Source organism: Lewinellaceae bacterium (assembly GCA_020636105.1).
GTDB lineage: Bacteria > Bacteroidota > Bacteroidia > Chitinophagales > Saprospiraceae > BCD1.
This window is the reverse complement of sequence record JACJYL010000002.1, coordinates 247,810-269,369: the sequence shown is the minus strand read 5'-3', so window position 1 is coordinate 269,369 and position 21,560 is coordinate 247,810. Positions and strand designations below refer to the sequence as shown.

12 protein-coding genes are annotated in these 21,560 nt (G+C 46.2%); 7 read left to right on the top strand and 5 right to left on the bottom strand.

Going from position 1 to position 21,560, the window contains the following annotated elements:
• Positions 1–123: 123 nt before the first annotated feature.
• Entirely contained in the window at positions 124–7,839 is a 7,716-nt protein-coding gene (locus H6571_18470) for a gliding motility-associated C-terminal domain-containing protein (GenBank protein ID MCB9325728.1), read from the bottom strand.
• A 443-nt stretch (positions 7,840–8,282) separates the two neighbouring features.
• Here H6571_18470 and H6571_18465 point away from each other — a divergent pair, with 443 nt between their 5' ends.
• The 5 genes from H6571_18465 to H6571_18445 all read left to right on the top strand — a co-directional run bounded on the left by H6571_18465 (position 8,283) and on the right by H6571_18445 (position 16,696).
• Positions 8,283–8,816 (top strand): hypothetical protein, encoded by a 534-nt coding sequence (locus H6571_18465; protein MCB9325727.1) that lies wholly within the window; start codon positions 8,283–8,285, stop codon positions 8,814–8,816.
• A 52-nt stretch (positions 8,817–8,868) separates the two neighbouring features.
• Complete coding sequence (locus H6571_18460; GenBank protein ID MCB9325726.1) at positions 8,869–9,822, top strand: cytochrome c; 954 nt, start codon at positions 8,869–8,871, stop codon at positions 9,820–9,822.
• A 116-nt stretch (positions 9,823–9,938) separates the two neighbouring features.
• Entirely contained in the window at positions 9,939–10,637 is a 699-nt protein-coding gene (locus H6571_18455) for a DUF4386 family protein (GenBank protein MCB9325725.1), read from the top strand.
• A 147-nt stretch (positions 10,638–10,784) separates the two neighbouring features.
• Positions 10,785–13,658 (top strand): tetratricopeptide repeat protein, encoded by a 2,874-nt coding sequence (locus H6571_18450; protein MCB9325724.1) that lies wholly within the window; start codon positions 10,785–10,787, stop codon positions 13,656–13,658.
• 164 nt (positions 13,659–13,822) lie between these two features.
• The gene (locus tag H6571_18445; GenBank protein ID MCB9325723.1) at positions 13,823–16,696 is read left to right on the top strand and encodes a response regulator; all 2,874 of its coding nucleotides are present in this window, start codon (positions 13,823–13,825) and stop codon (positions 16,694–16,696) included.
• Between the two features lie 136 nt (positions 16,697–16,832).
• Here H6571_18445 and H6571_18440 read toward each other — a convergent pair whose 3' ends face one another.
• The 3 genes from H6571_18440 to H6571_18430 form a co-directional block, all read right to left on the bottom strand.
• Positions 16,833–18,125, bottom strand: coding sequence for a hypothetical protein (locus H6571_18440; protein ID MCB9325722.1), 1,293 nt, complete (start codon positions 18,123–18,125; stop codon positions 16,833–16,835).
• Positions 18,126–18,242: 117 nt separating this feature from the next.
• On the bottom strand, positions 18,243–18,893 hold the full coding sequence (locus H6571_18435; protein MCB9325721.1) for a pyridoxamine 5'-phosphate oxidase family protein: 651 nt from the start codon (positions 18,891–18,893) through the stop codon (positions 18,243–18,245).
• A 34-nt stretch (positions 18,894–18,927) separates the two neighbouring features.
• Positions 18,928–19,449 (bottom strand): hypothetical protein, encoded by a 522-nt coding sequence (locus H6571_18430; GenBank protein ID MCB9325720.1) that lies wholly within the window; start codon positions 19,447–19,449, stop codon positions 18,928–18,930.
• A 116-nt stretch (positions 19,450–19,565) separates the two neighbouring features.
• Here H6571_18430 and H6571_18425 point away from each other — a divergent pair, with 116 nt between their 5' ends.
• Together H6571_18425 and H6571_18420 are read left to right on the top strand one after the other, a co-directional pair.
• Positions 19,566–20,081 carry a DinB family protein gene (locus H6571_18425; protein ID MCB9325719.1) on the top strand — a complete coding sequence of 172 codons (516 nt, stop codon included), beginning with the start codon at positions 19,566–19,568 and terminating at the stop codon, positions 20,079–20,081.
• Positions 20,082–20,176: 95 nt separating this feature from the next.
• Positions 20,177–21,001 (top strand): lysophospholipase, encoded by an 825-nt coding sequence (locus H6571_18420; GenBank protein MCB9325718.1) that lies wholly within the window; start codon positions 20,177–20,179, stop codon positions 20,999–21,001.
• A 210-nt stretch (positions 21,002–21,211) separates the two neighbouring features.
• Here H6571_18420 and H6571_18415 read toward each other — a convergent pair whose 3' ends face one another.
• Entirely contained in the window at positions 21,212–21,490 is a 279-nt protein-coding gene (locus H6571_18415; GenBank protein ID MCB9325717.1) for a 4a-hydroxytetrahydrobiopterin dehydratase, read from the bottom strand.
• Positions 21,491–21,560: the final 70 nt, after the last annotated feature.

The window sequence follows — 21,560 nt, the reverse complement described above, 5'->3', positions numbered from 1 at the left end:
CTAAGAAAACAATATTTTCGAGCCGGTCATAGCAGGATCGTGCCCAGAGGGGAGCTTCAAAGTATTCAAAAGGCATATTGTCCTTAGGAATGACTTTGATGGATCTCCTCTGGGCCCATTTAATCACCTCACCAAGGCTACATCTCCTTTAAATAATTCCACCCTTCCGTCAATAAATTCCACTTCTGCATACCACACAAACACCGCCGGATTCATTGGTTTGCCTCTGAAGATGCCATCCCAGCCGTAAGCAGGATCATTGGTAGGGAAATCAAAGGCCTGAAAAACAGCCTCTCCCCACCGATTATAGATCTGGAAGGAATGTACACTGGCCACGCTTTTTAAGTCGGAAAATATAAGGAATACATCGTTGTTCCCGTCACCATTAGGCGAAAAGACATTCGGAATGAATACATTTGATCTTCTGTCCACGAATATTGCCTGTGTAGCAAGGGCGTTACAACCGTTCGTATCAATGACTTCGACGGTATATTCAATGCTTTCCAGTGGAGTGGCAAAAGGAGAAAGGCAGCCTGTACAACTCAAAAAATCTGCCGGCGACCAGAGGATGGTATCAATTTGGGTCAGCGGCAAATTCGTGAGTGCGAACAACTGGAAATGATCTCCCAGTAAAATAGTGGCATCGGCGTCCAGGGTCAGCAATATTTCATCGGGCGCCACGATCAGGGCAGTCGCTTCCAGCTCACAATCATTGGCATCAATGACCACGACATCGTACTGGCCTGCCGGAATGTTGCTGAACACATTTGACTGGCTAAAGGTAGTGCCCCCGTTGATGGAATATTGAAAGGGCGGTACCCCGCCACTCACCTGTTGAACGACAAGCGTTCCGGTTTCGTCAAAACAAAGGGGATCAACCGTTTCCACTTCCATGCCGGTGATAAAATTCGAAGTGATGGTCACCTGGTCGGTATCAGTACATCCGTTTTGGGTGTTTACAACTGTAAGCAGGTAATTGCCCGGAAACGAGATGGAGGGTTGCGGAATGTCGGTGGCTGATTCGAATTGGCCATTCGAACTGCTCCACTGGTATTCGAGTACTCCTACAGGGATAGATAAACTTCCGTTCAGGTTACTGATCGGTGCATGACAGTTCAATTCAAATCCCTGTCCGGCATTGGCCACGGGAGGTTCAATATCCTGGAATACTTCAAACATTACCGTCGAGGCACAATTATTATTACTATTGGTCACCGTCATTTGGTACACTCCGGGAGCCCCGACATAAGGCGTCAGGTTATCCGGTCCCGGCGTGATCACTCCTCCGGAAATAGAGGACCAGTTATAAGAAAACTCCCCTCCAACCGAGGTGCCCGTGGCATCAAGGGTTGCTGTCAGTTGTACACAGGTCAATATTTCGTTTACTACACCCGCTGCGACAGGGTAGTCCTGGTCAATGGTCACAACAACCATACTGGTATCCGCACATCCATTTTCATTATCAAAAACAATGAAGTCAAATGTACCGGCCTGATCCACAAACTGGCTTATTCCTGTTCCGATCACCTGCCCGGTACCATCGGTCCATTGGTATGAGATCGTTGGACCCACCGAGGTGGCATTCCCGCTGAGCTGTGCATCCAGATTCTGACAATCCAGTACGAGGTCTGCTCCTGCATCAGCTACAGGCATTACAAAATTTTCGGTAACCTCCACCATGTCGCTCGCCATACATCCGTTTTCTGTATCGGTGACAATGAAGGTGTACACCTGTGGCGCATTTACCGGGAGATTGGTATTGTTCCCCACGGGCTGTAGCGCCTGATCCTGCCATTCGAAAATGATATTGGTACCGCTGCTTGAATTGCTTCCGTCAAGGGAAGCCGTGGGGGTGTAACAATTCAGTTCAATATCTTCCCCCGCATCGGCTACAGGGAGCGTCGTATTTTCCAAAACGTCAACACTGCCAACATCTTCACAGCCATTGTCCGGATAAAAAATGGTGAAATAGTAGGTACCTGGGGCATTTACACTTTGGGTGAGTCCCGTTCCGATCTGGACGTTGCTTTCATCGGTCCAGGAAAAGGTAGCGTTCCCGCTAAAGGTTGACCCGTTTCCATCCAGCAAAATATCCTGTGTAGTACAGGTAATGATTCCCCCAGCGCCCGCATCAGCCACAGGGGAAAGGGTATCAATAGCCACGGTTACCTGATCTGAAGCCATACAACCGTTGGTCAGATTGGTCACAAAAAGCGAATAAGTGTCCACGGTGGTGACGGAAATATTAGGGGTTTGTGCTATGACGTTATTTTGTGAATTCTGCCATGTTGTTGAATATCCGGGACCATTGTCTGAATTGCTTCCGTCCAGCAACACGGATAGGGTGCTACAGGTCAGGGTTGCATCGTTTCCTGCATCAGCTACCGGAGCGACAAAATCTTCTGTGACGGTGGCCGCAACGGTTGTTTCACAATTGTTGACCGGGTTTGACACGGTGAGGGAATAGGTGCCGGCAGTCGTCACCGGTAGGGTATCTGTTACGCCTATCAATGTGCCGGTTTGATCTTCCCAGGCAAAAACCCACCCGGGATTGCCCGTTGCAAGCGGAGAGCCTAAAGTGTTTGTAGGAGCAAAACAGTTTAGGACCAGGTCGTTCAACGGGTTGACGGATGGAGCGATAGTATCTATACTGACCATCGCATTTGAAACCGAAATACAGCCGTTGGAAGCATCTGAAATGCTAAGGGTATAGTTTCCAGGAACCGAAACCTGCAGTTGGAGGCTATTTCCAACAGGGTCTCCGTTCTGATCCGTCCATTCCGCGGAGAGGGAAGGCCCGGAAGAAGAATTGCTGCCGTCGAGGGTAACCTGGGTATCGGTACAATTGAGAATGAGGTCGGCACCGGCATCGGCGACCGGAGCATCCAGCTGCTGGTCAATGGTTACACTGTCTTCATCGCTACAGCCATTTCCCTGATTGGTAACTGACAAGGTATAGGTACCAGCCATATTGACGGAAACGTTTATGTTATTTCCAATGATCGCCTGGTTGGTGTCTTCCCACTGGTAGGTAATACCCGGACCTTGCTGAGAATTACTGCCATCGAGTAGAATATTTGAAGTCACACAGTCCAGGGTGGCATCATTGCCGGCATCGGCGACCGGAATCGTAAAATCTTCTGATACCACAGCGGAAACTGTAGTCTCGCAAAAATTGGTGTTATTTGAAACCAAAAGCGTATAAGTGCCCCCGGTGTCAACATGCAGGGTGTCGGTAGCGGCCACCGGCAATCCGTTTTGATCTGTCCAGGAAAACGCCCATGCGGGGTGGGAGCCGGACAAAGATTCCCCCAGGGTCGTTTCCGGTGAAAAACAGTTTATGATAACATCGTTCAGCGGGGATAGGGCAGGGCTGATCGTATCTATTGACACCAGCGCATTGGATACCGAGGTACACCCGTTGGATATGTCCTGCAGGATCAGGCCATAAATACCGGGGGTAGAAGTTTGCAATTGAAGCGTATTTCCCAAGGAATTACCGGCCTGGTTGATCCATTCCACCGTGATGTCCGGGCCTGTGGTGGAATTGCTTCCATCGAGCGTTACCATGTTGGTCATGCAGTTGAGTATCAGGTCTGGCCCCGCGTCGGCCACCGGGGCGTCGATCTGTTGGGTGACCTGTGTTGTGGATGTGGATGAACATCCGTTATTCATGTCCGTAACTTCCAGGGTGTAAGTATCGGCGGCATTCACTGCAAGGGTAATCCCTGTCCCGATGGGATTGTTGCTGCTATCCAGCCAGGAATAGCTGATATTTGCTCCTTGCTGGGAATTGCTTCCATCCAGCGTAACACTATTGCTGAGGCAATCCAGCACCTGATCCGCTCCGGCATCGGAAAACGGCGGTATAAAATCGGTTCCTACAGAAACCATGTCTGAAGAGAAACAACCGTTATCGGTATCCGTTACCAGTAGGGTATAAAATCCAGAATTGCTCACACTGACCAGCGAATCGACACCAATGGAATTGCCGTTTTCATCCAGCCATTCGTACTGGTAGTTAGGCCCACTGTCTGATCCGGAAGCACTTAGTCCGATGGAGGGGTTGGTGCAATTGATCAGGGTGTCCGTTCCGGCAAATGCCAGCGGATAGGTGGAAGCACTGGTCAGTATTACACTCGTGGTATCGGTACAGCTATTGCTTGCATCCGTAACGATTAAGAAATAGGTGCCCGGGGTATTGGCCTGTAGGCTTGAATTGGTACCGATAACAGCATCGCTTTCATTTAGCCATTCAAACTCAAGCGTTCCTACTCCCATTGAACCCGAAGCATCAAAAGTTACAGTACCTACAGAACAATCGATGCTTTGATCCGGTCCAGCATCTGCTACGGGCAGGGTCATATTCTCCATAATAACAGTGGAAGTGGTATCGGAACACCCGTTCAGTGTATTATTGACCACCAGAAAGTAAGTTCCGGGGGTATTGACATCCAAAAGATCGCCGGTTCCAATTTCCGTTCCCAGGGGACTTTGCCAGGAAAATCCGTAGTTTGAGACAGGCATGGAGCCTGTACCATCAAGTGACAACGAAGTATTGGCACAGTCCAGAACACCCGAAGAGCCGATGTCGGCTACCGGAAGGGTCGTATCGATGGTGACGATTACCGTATCCGAGGACATGCAACCGTTGGACTGGTTGGACACCAAGAGAATGTAAGTGCCTGGTTCATCGACTGTAAGCAGGGCATTGTTGCCCAGGACGACATGGTTCACGTCCTCCCATTGGAGCTGGTAATCAGGACCTACTGAGGAATTACTTCCGTCCAGGGTTACCATTGTATGCAGGCAGTCGATCAGGGCATCGGGGCCGGCATCGGCTAAAGAGGCCGATGAGTCCAGGTCAATGGTAACACTGGCCGTTGAAAAGCAGCCATTGTCTTCGTTTGTTACGGTGAGGACGTAAGTTCCCGGCTGGCAGACGGTTGGGTTCAGCTGGTTGGATACAATTCCATTTTGGTTGGTCCAGACAGGAACATACGGCGGCCCGTTATCCGACGAACTTGCATCCAGTGTGGTACACGGATCCGAGCAATTAAGTTCCTGGGGCGGATTGATAACGGCATTTGGAATTTCTGTATATTCCTGAACGACTACTTCCTGCAATCCTATACATTGCTGTCCACCGATGTCCTGGAACACCAGTAGGGTATAAAGGTCCGGACAACTTACATTGATGACCGGGTTATTTATATTGCCCACAAAACAATTCGGATCAGATCCGGTCCAAAGATAGGTGATGCCCGGACCTGAAGCTGAGTTGCTTCCATCAAGGGTTACCGTTGGATGATCACAGGTAATGATCAAAGGTTCTGCTATATTGACCTGCGGGTCGACTACTGTTAAATGCAACTGCACGGTGCTGTCGCAGTTGAAGTAACTTTGCAACACCACCTGGTGAGTACCGGTAGAACAGAAAGGGATGTTATCGACAAAGTAGCAGTCACCCAGGCAAATGGTTTCATTCAAAACAGTTACCGGGTTTGGGTTTACAGTGAGGTTGGTAATCACGGTACTGTCACAACCATTATAAGCGGTGTACACATCGGTATAGGTACCGCTGGTGGTCTGGAAAGCGCCTCCTGCGTAAAATACATCTCCCTGGCAAATAGCCGGGTTCTGTGTCACTTCAATATTGGGATTCACAGTGAGGTTGGTGATCACAGTGCTGTCGCAACCATTGTAAGCAACATACACATCTGTATAGGTACCACTGTTGGTTTGTTGGGCTCCGCCGGCGAAGAAGCTTTCCCCATCACAGATGGTTTCGAATAAAGTGTTCTGCACATTCGGGTTGACCGTCAGGTTGGTGATTACCAGGCTATCACACCCGTGTGAGGTGCTGTATAGATCATTATAAGTACCCGAGGTCGTCTGCAGTGCACCGCCGACGAAAAAACTTTCTCCCTCGCAAATGGTCTCAAAAAGGGTGTTTTGTACATTAGGATTGACGGTCAGGTTAGTGATCACGGTACTGTCACAGCCCCCTGATGACATGTAGATGTCGGTATAGGTGCCACTGGTGGTTTGAAGGGCTCCACCGACAAAAAGGCTTTCTCCTTCGCAAATGGCTTGGTTAAAGGTAAACTCAAAATTGGGATTGACCGTCAGGACGGTAGTCACCACGCTGTCACATCCATTGGCTGCTGTAAAGGTATCGGTATAGGTGCCGCTGGACGTTTGATTGGCGCCCCCGGCGAAGAAACTTTCTCCGTCACAAATGGATTCATTTTGGGTAAACAGACTGCCCGGATTCACGGTCAGATTGGTCACCACCACACTGTCGCATCCGTTGGCGGCGACGTAGGTGTCGGTGTAGGTGCCGCTGGTGGTTTGGTTGGCGCCGCCGGCGAAGAAACTATCCCCCTGGCAGATCGCTTCGTTCAATGTGTTTTGGATATTGGGATTGACCGTCAGGTTGGTGATGACGATGCTGTCACACCCTGCCGGTGTCATGAAGGTATCCATATAGGTGCCGCTGGAGGTCTGGTTGGCGCCCCCGGCGAAATAACTCTCGCCGTCACAGATTGATTTGTTGATGGTATTTTGAGGGGCCGGGTTGACCGTCAATTTGGTGACCACAATACTGTCGCATCCATTGTAAGCGGCAAAGGTGTCGGAATAATTTCCACTCGTGGTCTGGTTGGCGCCGCCGGCAAAATAACTGTCGCCTTCACAAATTTCGACTTCCACTACGCTTTGGTCACCGGAAGGATAAACATCGGGCGTGATGTTGCATACAGTCTGGTTATTGGAAGACCCACCTGTAGAAGCTGTAAACCCGCACCAGGCACTGGTCTGGCCTCCAAAGCAATTGTTGATGATGTCATAATTGCCCGATAAGGTCAGGTTTCCATCGAAAAAAATCTGGTAAAAATTGGTGGCCGGATCCCATGTAAAAAGCACTTCATGGTCCAACCCGTTTTCAATATTTCCCAATCCAAAAGGGCCATTGATGGCGTTCATCATATCGCCGTTGACGTTCACAGAAACGTGATCAGCGGGAATGTCGCTGAAAGTGGGGCCATTGTCCCAGGTGTCAAATTCAATGATAAAGGAATTTTGTATGCCTCCGCCACCAATCTGTCCCCCGCCAATGCCGCAGGCTGCCATGCCTGCCGGATCCAGGTGGTACACCATACAAATTCCGTCCGCTCCATTGGCATCGATGGTTCCAAAGTTGAGCATGACATTGTTAGAAAAGGGCTGGGTGAAATCAATCTGTGTCGGCAACCAGGCACAACCCTGTTGGCTGGCTACGTTTGTTGTCAATTGGATACAATCGGGGCTGAGGGTAAAGGCATCGCCCGTTGGCACCAGCGGAGTAGCTCCCGGAGGGGAAAACACATTGGTCACCTGGATGTCAAAAGTTCCGTTGGTACCGCTTTGTATCCAAAGTCTTATATAAACTACGGTACCGGGAGCCAGGTTACCCCAGTCCCAGATGGGCATGATCGAATTCCCGCAATTGTCTGATTCTGTGCAGGCAAATTCCTGGAGATTGTTGCAGGTCCCGGTATAAATGGCCATCGCCGCATTGGTCATGGTGCCGGGCAGGGTAACGATATTGATGTAGCCGGTGGCCGAAATGGTCGTCTGGAACCAAATGTCTGCGCCGGGAGATCCACCACATTCCGGTGCTGGAACCCCGGAATTGGTCAGCCCGCTGGTGGAATAGGTTTGGAAATCGGGCATATTGGATAAAAGGCTGACAGCTGTACAAGGCGTATTTTGAGCCTCAAGGGACCCAGAAAGGCCCGGCAACAGGATAAAAAATACAATAGCAAAGGCAAATGTTTTGTGTAGTTTTTGCAGCATATCAAAGGGTGGTTTAATGAAAATATTTTATCATGGGTATGGGAAACGTCAACGAATATAAGAATAATTGATTTTTTGAACAGGTTTTTATTTGAATAATCCCAAACGGATACTTTGACATGACGTTCCACAGCCCTTTATTAAATACTCGCCCCTTTTTATTTGGAATATATTTGGCGGAGAACATCCATTAATAAGAAAGCGTAAAAATAAGCTTCACGTCAAACAACAGCCTGGGGGGCAATGCTGAAAATTATCACTTTGTATATGGTTTAACCATCTTTTTATTAACAAATCCACCTGTAATTAACTTGAAAATCAATTATTTATGCTCTTTGCGACAAATTTAAAAACCTTTGCGACATAATTGAAAACCCGCCTTTCTGTTTTCCCTCACCTTTGTAGCGTTCAAAATTTTTATCACAAAAAAAATAAACGTTATTATGGAAAACAACCAAAATGCAAAAATCAAGACCTACATTTCTGTCGTAGGATTCGCCTTAGGCGTATTATTTGGAATGGCCGGATCTGCAGTAAAAGACCCGGTGACACAAGTTGTTTTTTACGAAATCAGCAGTATTGGATTAACAGTGGCTGCGGTATTAATGGCATGGAAATTTGCCAAAGAAAATGCGGACCTGTTGTCTGCCGGTTTTTTGATCCTGGCGATTGGCGAAGCGGTCATGAGTGGGGGCGCTGCTACTGATTCAATAAGTAGTGGTGCACAATCTTCCTTTGGTGCAGGCATGGCGCTTTATGTACCTGCTCTTTTAATGATCTCTCTTCCTAAGGGATACCCGCTGTTTGTTCGGATCACGGGTTCATTGGCTTCAATACCTTTTGCCATTGCGGCAGCCATGATTTTCATGGGACAGGAAGTGCTTTCGACTTCCCCATTTCCTTCTGCAGGGTATGGTTTGCTCAGCCTCACTATCATAGGATGGATCTATACTTTGCTGCGTAAAAAACAAAATTGATATTCCCGAACGAATAAAGCGTAAACAACCAAAACCTTTAAAATTATTGATCATGAAAAAAGTCTTGAAAATTGTTGGAATCATCATTGGTTCCATTGTGCTCATACTGGCTATTGCAGCCGCTTATATTAATTTTTCCCCCATGCCGACTTACGAAGTGAAAGCCCCGCAGATTTCGGTTACCACAGATAGCGCTTCTGTAGCCGAGGGCCGACGAATGGCCCAAATGGTTTGTTTCCAGTGTCACATGAATGGCAATCAACTGGAAGGGAAGATCATGGAGGAAGATACCCCATTTGGGAACATCTGGGCGCCCAATATTACCCAGGATAAGGAACATGGCATTGGGCAATACACCGATGGAGAACTAGCCTGGTTATTGCGTACAGGCATCAAAAGAAATGGGGGTTATGCACCACCGTGGATGCCCAAATTCCCCCATTTATCGGACCAGGATCTCAATAATATCATTGCCTATCTGCGTTCCGATAGCGAGGAGGTACAACCGTCCGACAAGTCACAACCGGCAAATGAACCGACGTTTCTGACCAAATTATTGGTGCGCGTAGCCTTTAAACCTCTGCCTTATGACGGAAAACCGATCAGTGCACCGCCGATCACGGATAAAGTGGCTTACGGTAGATACCTGGCCACCGCCAAGATTGACTGTTTCGGTTGTCACAGTCCTGATTTTAAAACCCAGAACATCCTCGAACCAGAGAAAACACCCGGGTATTTTAGCGGAGGGAATAAGTTTGAGGAGGAATCAGGCATTGTTTATTCTGCAAACCTGACGCCAGATGAAGCGACCGGAATTGGCAGCTGGACGGAAGATCAATTCATACAAATGGTCAAATTCGGCAGAAAACCAGATGGTACCAGCGCACGTTCCCCAATGCCGCCATTCGCTCAACTCACCGACGAAGAAGCTTCGTCCCTGTGGGCATACCTGCAAACGCTTCCAGCAGTGAGTCATGATGTGAAGCGCATGTACGAAACGGAATAATCATATTCCAAAACGGTGGTTGTTTTCAGACAAAAGGTGAGGCTGGATTTCTTTTGGCTGCAGCCTTTTGTCTATTGTTTTTATAAGGTTTTTTAAAAAATTAAATACGAAATAAAATGAATTCAAACAATAACGTTTCACCGGCACTGATCCGGTTTGGCGGAATTTCCGGAATCGTTACGATCATTTTCATGCCAGCCATAATCCTGCAACAAACAACGGGTTGGTTCCCGGATTACGATTTTCAGCCTGGCACCATGGAAAAGTGGTTGGAAAACCTGTCGGTAAACCCTTCCTTATCCCTGGCGGGCATAGGGCTGTTTATTGTGGCAATCATTGCTTTTTTTGGCGTTGCCCTGACGTTGTACCGGGCACATCCCAAAAATGACTGGTTCAGCACCGCTGCCTTGGCAGCGCATATTTTGGGCATCACCCTGGCTTTAACGGCTTTTCTTTTTGCCTATGGATTTACGTGGGGCATCGCTGATCTCTTAAAGGCTCAAAGTTATGAAAGTAAAGATTTGATAATCTCTGCTACGATGGGCATGCGAGGTTTTTTAGCGAGTGACGATATCGCTACCTGCCTGATAGGAATAGGCAACGGTTTAGCAGGGCTTGCATGGCTAAAAACAGGAAAATTGCCAAAATGGCTGTGCTGGTGGGGTGTTGTTGCCGGGGCACTGGTAACCATTGTACTGCTTATGTATTTCATTCCCGTTTTCGCGTTTGCTGCCATAGGTTATCCTTTGGTGGTCCTTTGGTTTTTCCTGACGGGGATTGTGTTATTACGAAAAACCGATAAAATTGTAGACTAAGTACCGGCATAAAATGCAATTCGCTCCATAACATTTGATGGCACTCAGGGAACTAATTTCCAGGGTGCCATTAAATTCTTTGAGGCTTTTTCACAGAAATTAGTATTTTTACAAGGATAGCCTTTTGTCTTTTGAACATCCAATTGTATGAGAAAGCTAATTTTGTTCTGTTCTTTGCTAACGCTATGTATTCCCATTTTTGGGCAGCACTCCACTGTCGATAGCCTGGAGCAGCTTCTTGAGCAAACGAAGGCCGACACCACGAGACTCAGATTGTTGGATGAAATAGCTAACCTTATTTACCAATCGGATTTTCCTAAAACCATCACTTATTCTACCGAAGCACTTTCTCTCGCACAAAAGCTGGGCGATGCAAAACATGAAATGAGGGCCCATTATTTTCTCGGCGTCGGACATTTGCTTTCAAGTGAGGAAGCCCAGGCCGTTTATCATGTGGAAAAAGCCCTTGAAATAGCCGAGAATAAACTCTTAGACCAAAATGGCATGATGGATTGTCATAACCTGCTGGGCAATATCTACAAAAAAATGAATGATGTAGATAAAGCCTTGTTTCATTTGTTTGAATCCGCCAAAATTGCTGAAACCTATGACAACCAGGATCGACTGGCTACCACCTACAGTAATATCGGGCAGGTTTATATGGAGAACGGGGAAATACAAAAAGCCAAATCCTACTATTCCAAAGCATTAGCCATTTTTCTGGCTGAAAAAGATTTGTTTTATGCTGCTTTCCTTTACAATAACTTATCGGAGATTACCGAATCGCCTGATTCTTCGATTGTTTTACTAAATAAGGCACTGGAAATATTTGAAAAGGAGCAGTATTTGGACGGCCTTGGGCATGTGAGCAATAACCTGGGAACGGAATACAGGAAGCTTGGGGATTATCAAAAAGCCTTGCCTAACCTGGAGAGGGCGCGCCAAATTTTTGAGGATGAGTCCCATTATTACAAGCCCGGATTGGTGAGCGTTTATATGAACCTTGGAATAGTATATGGAGCCTTTGGGGACAGGGCCGCCGCCGTATCCTGGTTTGAAAAATCGATTTCCCTGGCAAAAGAGATCGATCATAAAACCTTTCTGAAAGATGCTTATGAACAATATGCTCATTTGCTGGAGACCAATAACAACCCGCAGGAGGCCCTTGTATATTTCAAACTCGCCGCTGAAGTTAAAGATAGCCTGTTCAATGAATCCAAGGCTAAGGAATTGGCAGAAAGTGAAACAAGGTACCAAACAGAGTTAAAAGAAAAGGAGCTTACCCAAAAAGAGCTGGAATTGGAAAAACAATCCCGGCAGAAATACCGGATATTGTTGGGGGGTATCATTGTGGTTTTGCTGTTGATCAGCGTATTTCTCTTTCTTCGCTACCGCCTGCAACTGCGCCGCCAGCAGGCTGAGCTGAACCTTCAGCTTGAAAAGGCACAGGCAGAAAAACTGCGGGATATGGATCGCATAAAATCGAACTTTTTCACTAATATCAGCCATGAATTCCGGACGCCGCTTACCCTTATACTCGGCCCTCTCAGGCAAATGCGCGAAGGCTCTTTCAAAGGGAATACCACCAAATACATGGACATCATGATCCGGAACGGGGAGCGTTTGATGAACCTGGTAAACCAACTGCTCGATCTTTCAAAACTCGAAGGCGGCAAAATGTCCCTCAATTTGGAGCAGGGGGATTTGGTTAAGACATTGAAGGCCATGGTTTATGCTTTCGAATCCCTGGCCGAGCGCCAGGAAATAAATCTGGAGGTCAATATTCCGGATGCCCGGATAACGGCGTGGTTCGATAAAGACAAGTTGGAAAAAGTGATGATCAACCTGTTGTCCAATGCTTTTAAGTTTACCCCGGAAAGGGGAACGGTCTGCCTTGAATTTGAGCTAAGGGACAACGGACAGAAAGAGGGCGAAAACATAGCTGTCATCAGGGTGAAAGATACAGGAATGGGGATTCCGCAGGATCAGCTGCCCATGATTTTTGAAAGATTTTTCCAAACGACCAATGTTTCTGAAATGCAGGCGGGCAGCGGAATTGGGCTGGCTCTTTCAAAAGAATTGGTAGAGCTGCATAATGGAACGATTCTGGTGGAGAGCGAAGTGGATAAGGGCACTGTTTTTATCATTGAACTGCCCGTCGGAAAAGCCGTCCTTGAAAGTGGTTCTGCCCAACCGGGAAAAAATATCCTGGTGCAAACGGGTGAATATCATCCAGGTGATGAAACGGTGGAAACTGGCGGGAAAACCCGGAAGGATCAACCCATGGTGCTCCTGGTAGAAGATAATGCAGATGTGAGAATGTATGTGAAGGAACAACTGGAAGGGCAATATAATGTCGTAGAGGCAGAAGACGGAGAAGCAGGGGTGGAAAAAGCCATTCAGCTCATTCCTGATCTGATCATTTCGGATGTGATGATGCCTAAAATGAACGGGATGGAACTTTGTAAAACCCTCAAAGCCAACGACAAAACGAGCCATATCCCGATCATCATGCTGACTGCGAAGGCGGAGCAGGAAGACAAGATAGAAGGGCTGCAATTGGGAGCGGATGATTACCTGATGAAGCCCTTTGACGCCCGGGAACTCAATGTACGCATACAAAATCTCATCGAACAGCGAAGGCGGTTGCAAAAGAGTTTTGGGACCGAATTTACGTTCCACCCGGAATCAGTGGAGGTAAGTTCGGTGGATGAAACGTTCTTGTTAAAAGTCAAATCGACCATTGAGGAAAACCTGGACGACGAAACTTTCAGCGTGGAAGATTTAAGCCAGTCGGTAGGCATGAGCCGTAGTCAACTGCACCGAAAACTGAAAGCGATGACCAATCAATCCCCCAACGAGATCATCCGGGTTATGCGGCTACTTCGGGCAAAGGAATTGCTGGAGAAAAAGGCTGGTAATGCTTCAGAGATCGCTTTCATGGTGGGCTTCAACAGCCTGGCTTATTTTTCCAAATGTTACCGCGATCATTTTGGGGTGCCCCCGAGTGAGGATCGCTAATTGGTATTTTGTGATTGAAGCACATTTGATTTTCACTTTGGGCAAAATAATTAATTGTTAGGGCTTATTATTAGGTTGGAAAAGAGGAATAATTCTATCCGTTTTGTTCAAAATAAATACTATTTTTACCCACATAGGGTTTTGTGTTTTGAACATCCACTTGTATGAAAAAGCATGTTTTATGTCTTATTCTGATTCTGGTAAATCTCGAAATATCAGCTCAGACACCTCTTATTGATAGCCTGCGGACAATCTATCAGCAACAGTCAGATTCCGAACAAAGCATTCGGCACCATTTTACTTTCGCAAAGGCTTTCATTAGAAGTTATCCCGATTCTGCCATTTACCATGCCGAATTGATCATCCGTGCATCAAGGAAGATTGGGTTTTTAAAAGGAGAGGCCTTTGCCCAGGAAATTATCTCCCAGTCCAAACATAACAAAGGCGAATATGAACTTGCCGTGGAGGCACATCAAATGCATTATGATATTCAGATGCGAATGAAGGATACTCTCACTGCCGGGATGGTCCTTCAGCAAAAAGGCCAGGAGTACAGTGAGTGGGGGTACCCTGATAAAGCTATGGAGGATTATTTCAGTGCTTTAAAGATTTACGAAAGATATGATTCACATGATAACATTGGGTCCATTTACAATGATATCGGAGCGGTACTGCGGGAGCAGGGACGTTTTAAGGAAGCACTGGATTACTTTAAAAAAGGATTCTATATTCGGAAAAAATACAGTACCGAGGACAAATTCTATTATAGCTATTCCAATCTTTCCAATGTTTTCGATGATATGGGAAAATATGATTCGTCCTTTTATTATGCGAACCTGGCTGTTCAGGTAGCTATAAAATATGAAGATCATATCAGCGAGGCCATCCAGTATGTCAATATGGGGTATTCTCACAGAAAGCTGGAACATTATTATCAGGCAGAAAGTTACTATTTGAAAGCCCTTGATATACTTAAAGATTCGCCCTACAACGATTATCTTATTACTTTATATATCAATCTTGGCACTGTAGCTGATTTTTCCGGGCAATATCAAAAGGCACTCTTTTACCTGGATCAATCCAGGCCTTTTGTTGAAAAAACAAGCGCGCTTGATTTGAAGAAAGATGTGGCTGAAACTTATTCCTCGATCTATAAAAACCTAAACGATTACAAAAAAGCATTTGATTTTTTGAACCAGGCCCGGGTAATTGCCGACAGTATAAACGATCAGGTGAATAATGAGAAGGTTGCTGAACTGAACATAAAATATCAAACCCAAAAGAAAGAAACTGACCTGGCAAGAAATCGATTTGAATTGGAAAGACAATCCCGGCAGAAATACCGGATATTGTTGGGGGGTATCATTGTGGTTTTGCTGTTGATCAGCGTATTTCTCTTTCTTCGCTACCGCCTGCAACTGCGCCGCCAGCAGGCTGAGCTGAACCTTCAGCTTGAAAAGGCACAGGCAGAAAAACTGCGGGATATGGATCGCATAAAATCGAACTTTTTCACTAATATCAGCCATGAATTCCGGACGCCGCTTACCCTTATACTCGGCCCTCTCAGGCAAATGCGCGAAGGCTCTTTCAAAGGGAATACCACCAAATACATGGACATCATGATCCGGAACGGGGAGCGTTTGATGAACCTGGTAAACCAACTGCTCGATCTTTCAAAACTCGAAGGCGGCAAAATGTCCCTCAATTTGGAGCAGGGGGATTTGGTTAAGACATTGAAGGCCATGGTTTATGCTTTCGAATCCCTGGCCGAGCGCCAGGAAATAAATCTGGAGGTCAATATTCCGGATGCCCGGATAACGGCGTGGTTCGATAAAGACAAGTTGGAAAAAGTGATGATCAACCTGTTGTCCAATGCTTTTAAGTATACCCCGGAAAGGGGAACGGTCTGCCTTGAATTTGAGCTAAGGGACAACGGACAGAAAGAGGGCGAAAACATAGCTGTCATCAGGGTGAAAGATACAGGAATGGGGATTCCGCAGGATCAGCTGCCCATGATTTTTGAAAGATTTTTCCAAACGACCAATGTTTCTGAAATGCAGGCGGGCAGCGGAATTGGGCTGGCTCTTTCAAAAGAATTGGTAGAGCTGCATAATGGAACGATTCTGGTGGAGAGCGAAGTGGATAAGGGCACTGTTTTTATCATTGAATTGCCCGTCGGAAAAGCCGTCCTTGAAAGTGGTTCTGCCCAACCGGGAAAAAATATCCTGGTGCAAACGGGTGAATATCATCCAGGTGATGAAACGGTGGAAACTGGCGGGAAAACCCGGAAGGATCAACCCATGGTGCTCCTGGTAGAAGATAATGCAGATGTGAGAACGTATGTGAAGGAACAACTGGAAGGGCAATATAATGTCGTAGAGGCAAAAGACGGAGAAGCAGGGGTGGAAAAAGCCATTCAGCTCATTCCTGATCTGATCATTTCGGATGTGATGATGCCTAAAATGAACGGGATGGAACTTTGTAAAACCCTCAAAGCCAACGACAAAACGAGCCATATCCCGATCATCATGCTGACTGCGAAGGCGGAGCAGGAAGACAAGATAGAAGGGCTGCAATTAGGAGCGGATGATTACCTGATGAAGCCCTTTGACGCCCGGGAACTCAATGTACGCATACAAAATCTCATCGAACAGCGAAGGCGGTTGCAAAAGAGTTTTGGGACCGAATTTACGTTCCACCCGGAATCAGTGGAGGTAAGTTCGGTGGATGAAACGTTCTTGTTAAAAGTCAAATCGACCATTGAGGAAAACCTGGACGACGAAACTTTCAGCGTGGAAGATTTAAGCCAGTCGGTAGGCATGAGCCGTAGTCAACTGCACCGAAAACTGAAAGCGATGACCAATCAATCCCCCAACGAGATCATCCGGGTTATGCGGCTACTTCGGGCAAAGGAATTGCTGGAGAAAAAGGCGGGTAATGCTTCAGAGATCGCTTTCATGGTGGGCTTCAACAGCCTGGCTTATTTTTCCAAATGTTACCGCGATCATTTTGGGGTGCCCCCGAGTGAGGTAGGGTAGTTTATTTCAAAAGATTTAACAGCAATGGAGGCAAAGTTGACGCAATGGGCGCTGAGAAATTTTATTATACAGAGAGGTGACATCTTCGCAGGTAAGATAGTGCGGGAAAGCAAAAGGTGTCCTCCCGGTACCCGCATCATTCACCCCATCCTCCCTTTTCAACGTCCTCCAGGATCGTGTTGCCTATACGGATCACTTCCCCTTTGAGTTCTCCCCGTTGTTGTAATTCTATCCCTTGCCATTTTTCGCCACAATCATTATGCAACCGACAATTGTCCAGTACCAGTTTGGCCCCCGGTTTAACAACGATTTTTGCTCCTGAAGGCATCGCCAGCCGACAATGCAGGGTCAGAATGGCCCCCTGTTCCAGGATGATGTGTCCTTCGATATCCTTATCGCATTTCCAGTCGATGCTGTCGCGGATGATAACGGTACTGTCCTCTTTTAATTCGCACCATACCGGGATAAGCAGTTTCCTTTTCTTTGATTGGATATTGGACATTGTATTGTGCACTTTGCCGATCTGGCATGGGGAGAGGGCATGTTGCAGATAACCGTAATCCATCATATTGTTGGAGGTAAGGGTATCGCAACCCGGGCCGGAATCCGGGCTGTAGCAATTTCCCGGGTGCATGACCGTATCATCGCAGCCGTCGTTGTATTTCCAGGTGTGGGACAGGCTGAAAATGTGACCAACCTCGTGATTGATCAACCCGCGGTAATCCCAGAAACTGCCCTTTTTTCCAAAAATGCCGCTGATTTTGATAAAAGTACCCAGGGCAATGCCCACCCGATTTACAGGATAGGTTTTGGAAGCGACACTATCCGGATGATGCGGCATGACAAAAATATTCAGTACTGTATCGGGCTGCACCGCATAGGTTTTGAAGACATCCTGTTTGTATAAATTGGCATTTTTTCCCCTGTCGACGTAATAATAAAGTTCATCATCGTAGTGGAAGTAAATCCCATTATCGCTCGGGTCTTCCGGCCGGCCGGTGAGAACGAGCCTGTAATTGATAGGCAGCACGGGAATATCGTTGACATGAGGGAGCCATAATTTTCGATTTTTTGTAAGATCGTAATTGCAGGCATGCATAAAACCTTCCGTAAACTTTATGGCATCTTTTTCGCTGAAATCTTTGCCTGGCGTGAAGGAAAAGGCTGTATCGGCAGAGTTCATCCAATGAAAATTTACCCTTACGTATCGCATCGGGAATTCGTCCATCCGGGTAGTGTCCGGGATATAGTTGAGTTGGTCGCGACAAAGTGATTTTCCCGGGCGAGATCCGGGTCTTCCTTCATACGACTCAGGAACTTCGACACCGTTTCCTTCAACGGAATAATACCAGCTTTGCAATTTTGGATTGCACGACCAGGTAGTGGTTGTAAGGATAAATATGGAGAACGCGATTTTTAAATATTTCATGGTTTGAACTTAGTAATGACACAAAAATAAATTGAATAATTGCCTGAACTTGCCCCAACCTAAAAGAGGAGTCTGCCCCCTAATGCTTCAATTTGTTTTGTCACTTCATTCATTTAATTACGACCGAATCAAGTGGAGAATGCTTGCCGGCAATCCCATGTCCTCGGGCGTATATTCATCCGGAATGGGATTCCCGATCTGGGTAACCAATGGGACTACACCGCCCCAGATGGGCAACTCCAGGTCTTCTTTATCATCCACCGGCGGTCCGGTCCGAATCTTGGCAGCCGCATCTTCGATCTCAATGGCAAGTACGGAGGTGACTTGCAGTTCTTTTTCGGATGGCTTCCGGGCTTCCTCCCACCGGCCTTTTAAAATTTGGTCCATGATGACCTGGAAGGCTTCGTTTTTTTGTTCATGTGCAACGGCCCTGGCTTTTCCGAAGATACTCACAGACCGGTAATTCAGGGAATGGTGAAAGGCGCTTCTCGCCAGCACGATTCCGTCGGTAAAAGTCACATTAATACAGACAGGAATGCCTTCTTCGAGGCTGGTCATCATCCTGCTTTTGACCGATCCGTGAAGAAAAATGGTATCATCCTTTCTTCCGAAAACGGTGGGAATGATAAAGGGTTGTCCGTCCACCACAAAAGCCACCTGACACACATAGGTAGCATCCAGGATTTTATAAACGGTTTCTTTATCGTAATCTCCTCTTTTTGGAACGCGCTTAATGGTGTTCCGTGCATTTTTTTCGTAGGTGTTCATGTTGTTGCGTATTGCTGGTTACTTTTTGCAGGCACTAATATCTCATGCCGTCCTGGTAGGGAATGACCCTGGCTGCCGGATAAAGTTCGAGGATAAAAGTCTCCATGAATTCGTTGGCTTCGGCTTCGGTTTTAAAATCCCCGATGGAATAGGCGTATTCTTTTTCTCCAATCGTTTCCTCGACCACATTTCCGTGACGGAAAAAGATAATGTCATTGTCAGCCAATGGTTCGTCATGTACTTTTATCAATTCTACCCTGAAGCCGGTGTATCCTTTGGGTAAATCTACAATCGCAAAGTTTTCGTTTTCCATTACAGGAACCTGCTCGTAAAAAAAGCGCTTTTCCTTTTGGACGTACTCCTTTGGAACCAAAAGATCCTTCTGATCCACGATGATAACCTTTTTAGACCTTTCCAGGGAAGAGGCAAATTCATCTTCAAGGTCACCTACATTCAAACTCCGCAAGGTATCTTTAGGAGGAGTGGGGGGTTGTGCATGTATCCCTATTGGCAGGATAAAAATAAAAGCAATTAAGAGGTGAAATGATTTGTTCATAATATAACTTTTGCGTATTTTTCAACCGCTTCCGCTATTGAATTGAAAAACGGAAGAATAACAAATTTACGAAATAAATTTTAGACCATATTGTTAAATCACATATTAGGGTATCTATGAAAAATTCACGACCTGCGTCAGGCGATTATGCTGCTTTTTACGAACCTTACGTCAGTAAGATCACCAGTAATGATATTGTTTCCACTTTGGAACAATCCTTGCCATTAAATCTTGGCTTTTTAAAATCCATTCCACGTGAAAAATGGGATTATAAATATGCGGAGGATAAATGGAATATCAAGGAAATTCTCATTCACATTATAGATGGAGAGCGTATTTTTAGCAACAGGGCCCTTCGTATTGCCAGGCATGACAGAACTCCGCTTCCAGGTTTTGATCAAAATGCCTATGCTCCTTACATGAATGCTGCCGATCGTACCATAGAATCCATTATCGAGGAATACGAGGCTGTTCGACGGTCCACCATTTGTCTGTTTAGAAATTTCAGTGAAAAAATGTGGCTGAGACACGGACTGGCCAGTGGTACTTCCGTCACGTCCCTGGCCATGGCCTATATCATTGCCGGGCATGAAATACACCATTTTAAAATAATCAATGAACGGTACCTCTAATCCCAATTTTTTGGCAATATATTTCGGGCATTTGACAAACAGCAACCAGCAAACCAGCAAACCAGCAACCAGCAAACCAGTAACCAGTAACCAGCATGACCACATCCTATTCACTTCAGGCAAAAGACGGATTAAAGCTTTACGCAAAAGAATGGTCTGTCGAAAAACCAAGAGCTGTTTTTGCTTTGGTTCATGGTCTTGGCGAGCATATCAATCGTTATGATCACCTGGCGGAATTTTTTAATAAAAACGGCATTGCCATTGTAGGTTTTGACCACAGGGGACACGGGCAGTCTGGTGGAAAGCGTGGTCATAGTCCAAGTATTGACATGATGATGAATGACGTTGATGTGCTGCTGGAAGACATTCATGGAAAATACAAAGGCGTACCCGTTTTTTTATACGGGCATAGTATGGGCGCTACAATAGTACTCAACCATACCCTTAGAAGAAAATCTGCTATCGCTGGCACCATAGCCTCTGCGCCACCTATCATTCTGGACAATAATCCTTCTCCTTTCGTGGTTGGCTTGGGTAAGTTTATGAGAAATATTTATCCTAAACTCACCCAGCCCAACGGACTGGATCCCAACCACATTTCCAGGGATCCTGAAGAGGTCAAAAAATATATAGCAGACCCACTCGTTCACAATAAAGTTTCGGCTTCTTTGGGGATAGGATTGTTAGAGGCAGGCGTCTGGCTCCACGATTTTAAGGGCGATCCTCCGGTGCCAATCCTGCTGATGCATGGCGGGGCCGACCAGATCACTTCCTGTGCTTCTACCCAGGCTTTCGCTTTTAAAATGGGCCCCCGAACGACCTTTAAAAAATGGGACGGGATGTTCCATGAAATCCACAATGAAAAACAACAACAGGAGGTTTTTGAATTTACCCTGGATTGGGTGAATGAGCAATTGTAAATTATATGATTTAGGATGGAAAAATTAATTAACGTTAGTTGCGATATACTTCCCTGCCTGACTTCCTTGCGTTGCAAATAACTTGTTTCGATAACCTGGAATTTATTGATTTGATCATCCTAATGCATCGCAACTTGGATTAATTTCATAGAAACTGGACGGTCACCCATTTTTTCCAAATCCTGATTCGCCTAAATCACCAATCATGGGTTAGCGCACGCCCTCAATTTTTTTCGCCAACTCAAAATCTTTCTCCGTTACACTGCCCACGTCATGCGTGTTTAAACGGATGCTGACCTTATTGTAAACATTACTCCAGTCGGGATGGTGGTTCATTTTTTCTGACCAAAACGCCACTTTGGTCATAAAAGCAAAGGCTTCGATGAAGCTGACGAACTGAAAGTTTTTCTCAATGGCATTTTCCCTGAATGCCCACCCGGGTAAACTTGTTAATTGGTTTGTTATTTCTTCCGATGTGTAAATTTTCATAATTGTGTAGATTTTTAAACGGCGTCGAAATACCTCAATACTTAAAAAAAATGCTCGTTGCCAGCTAAAA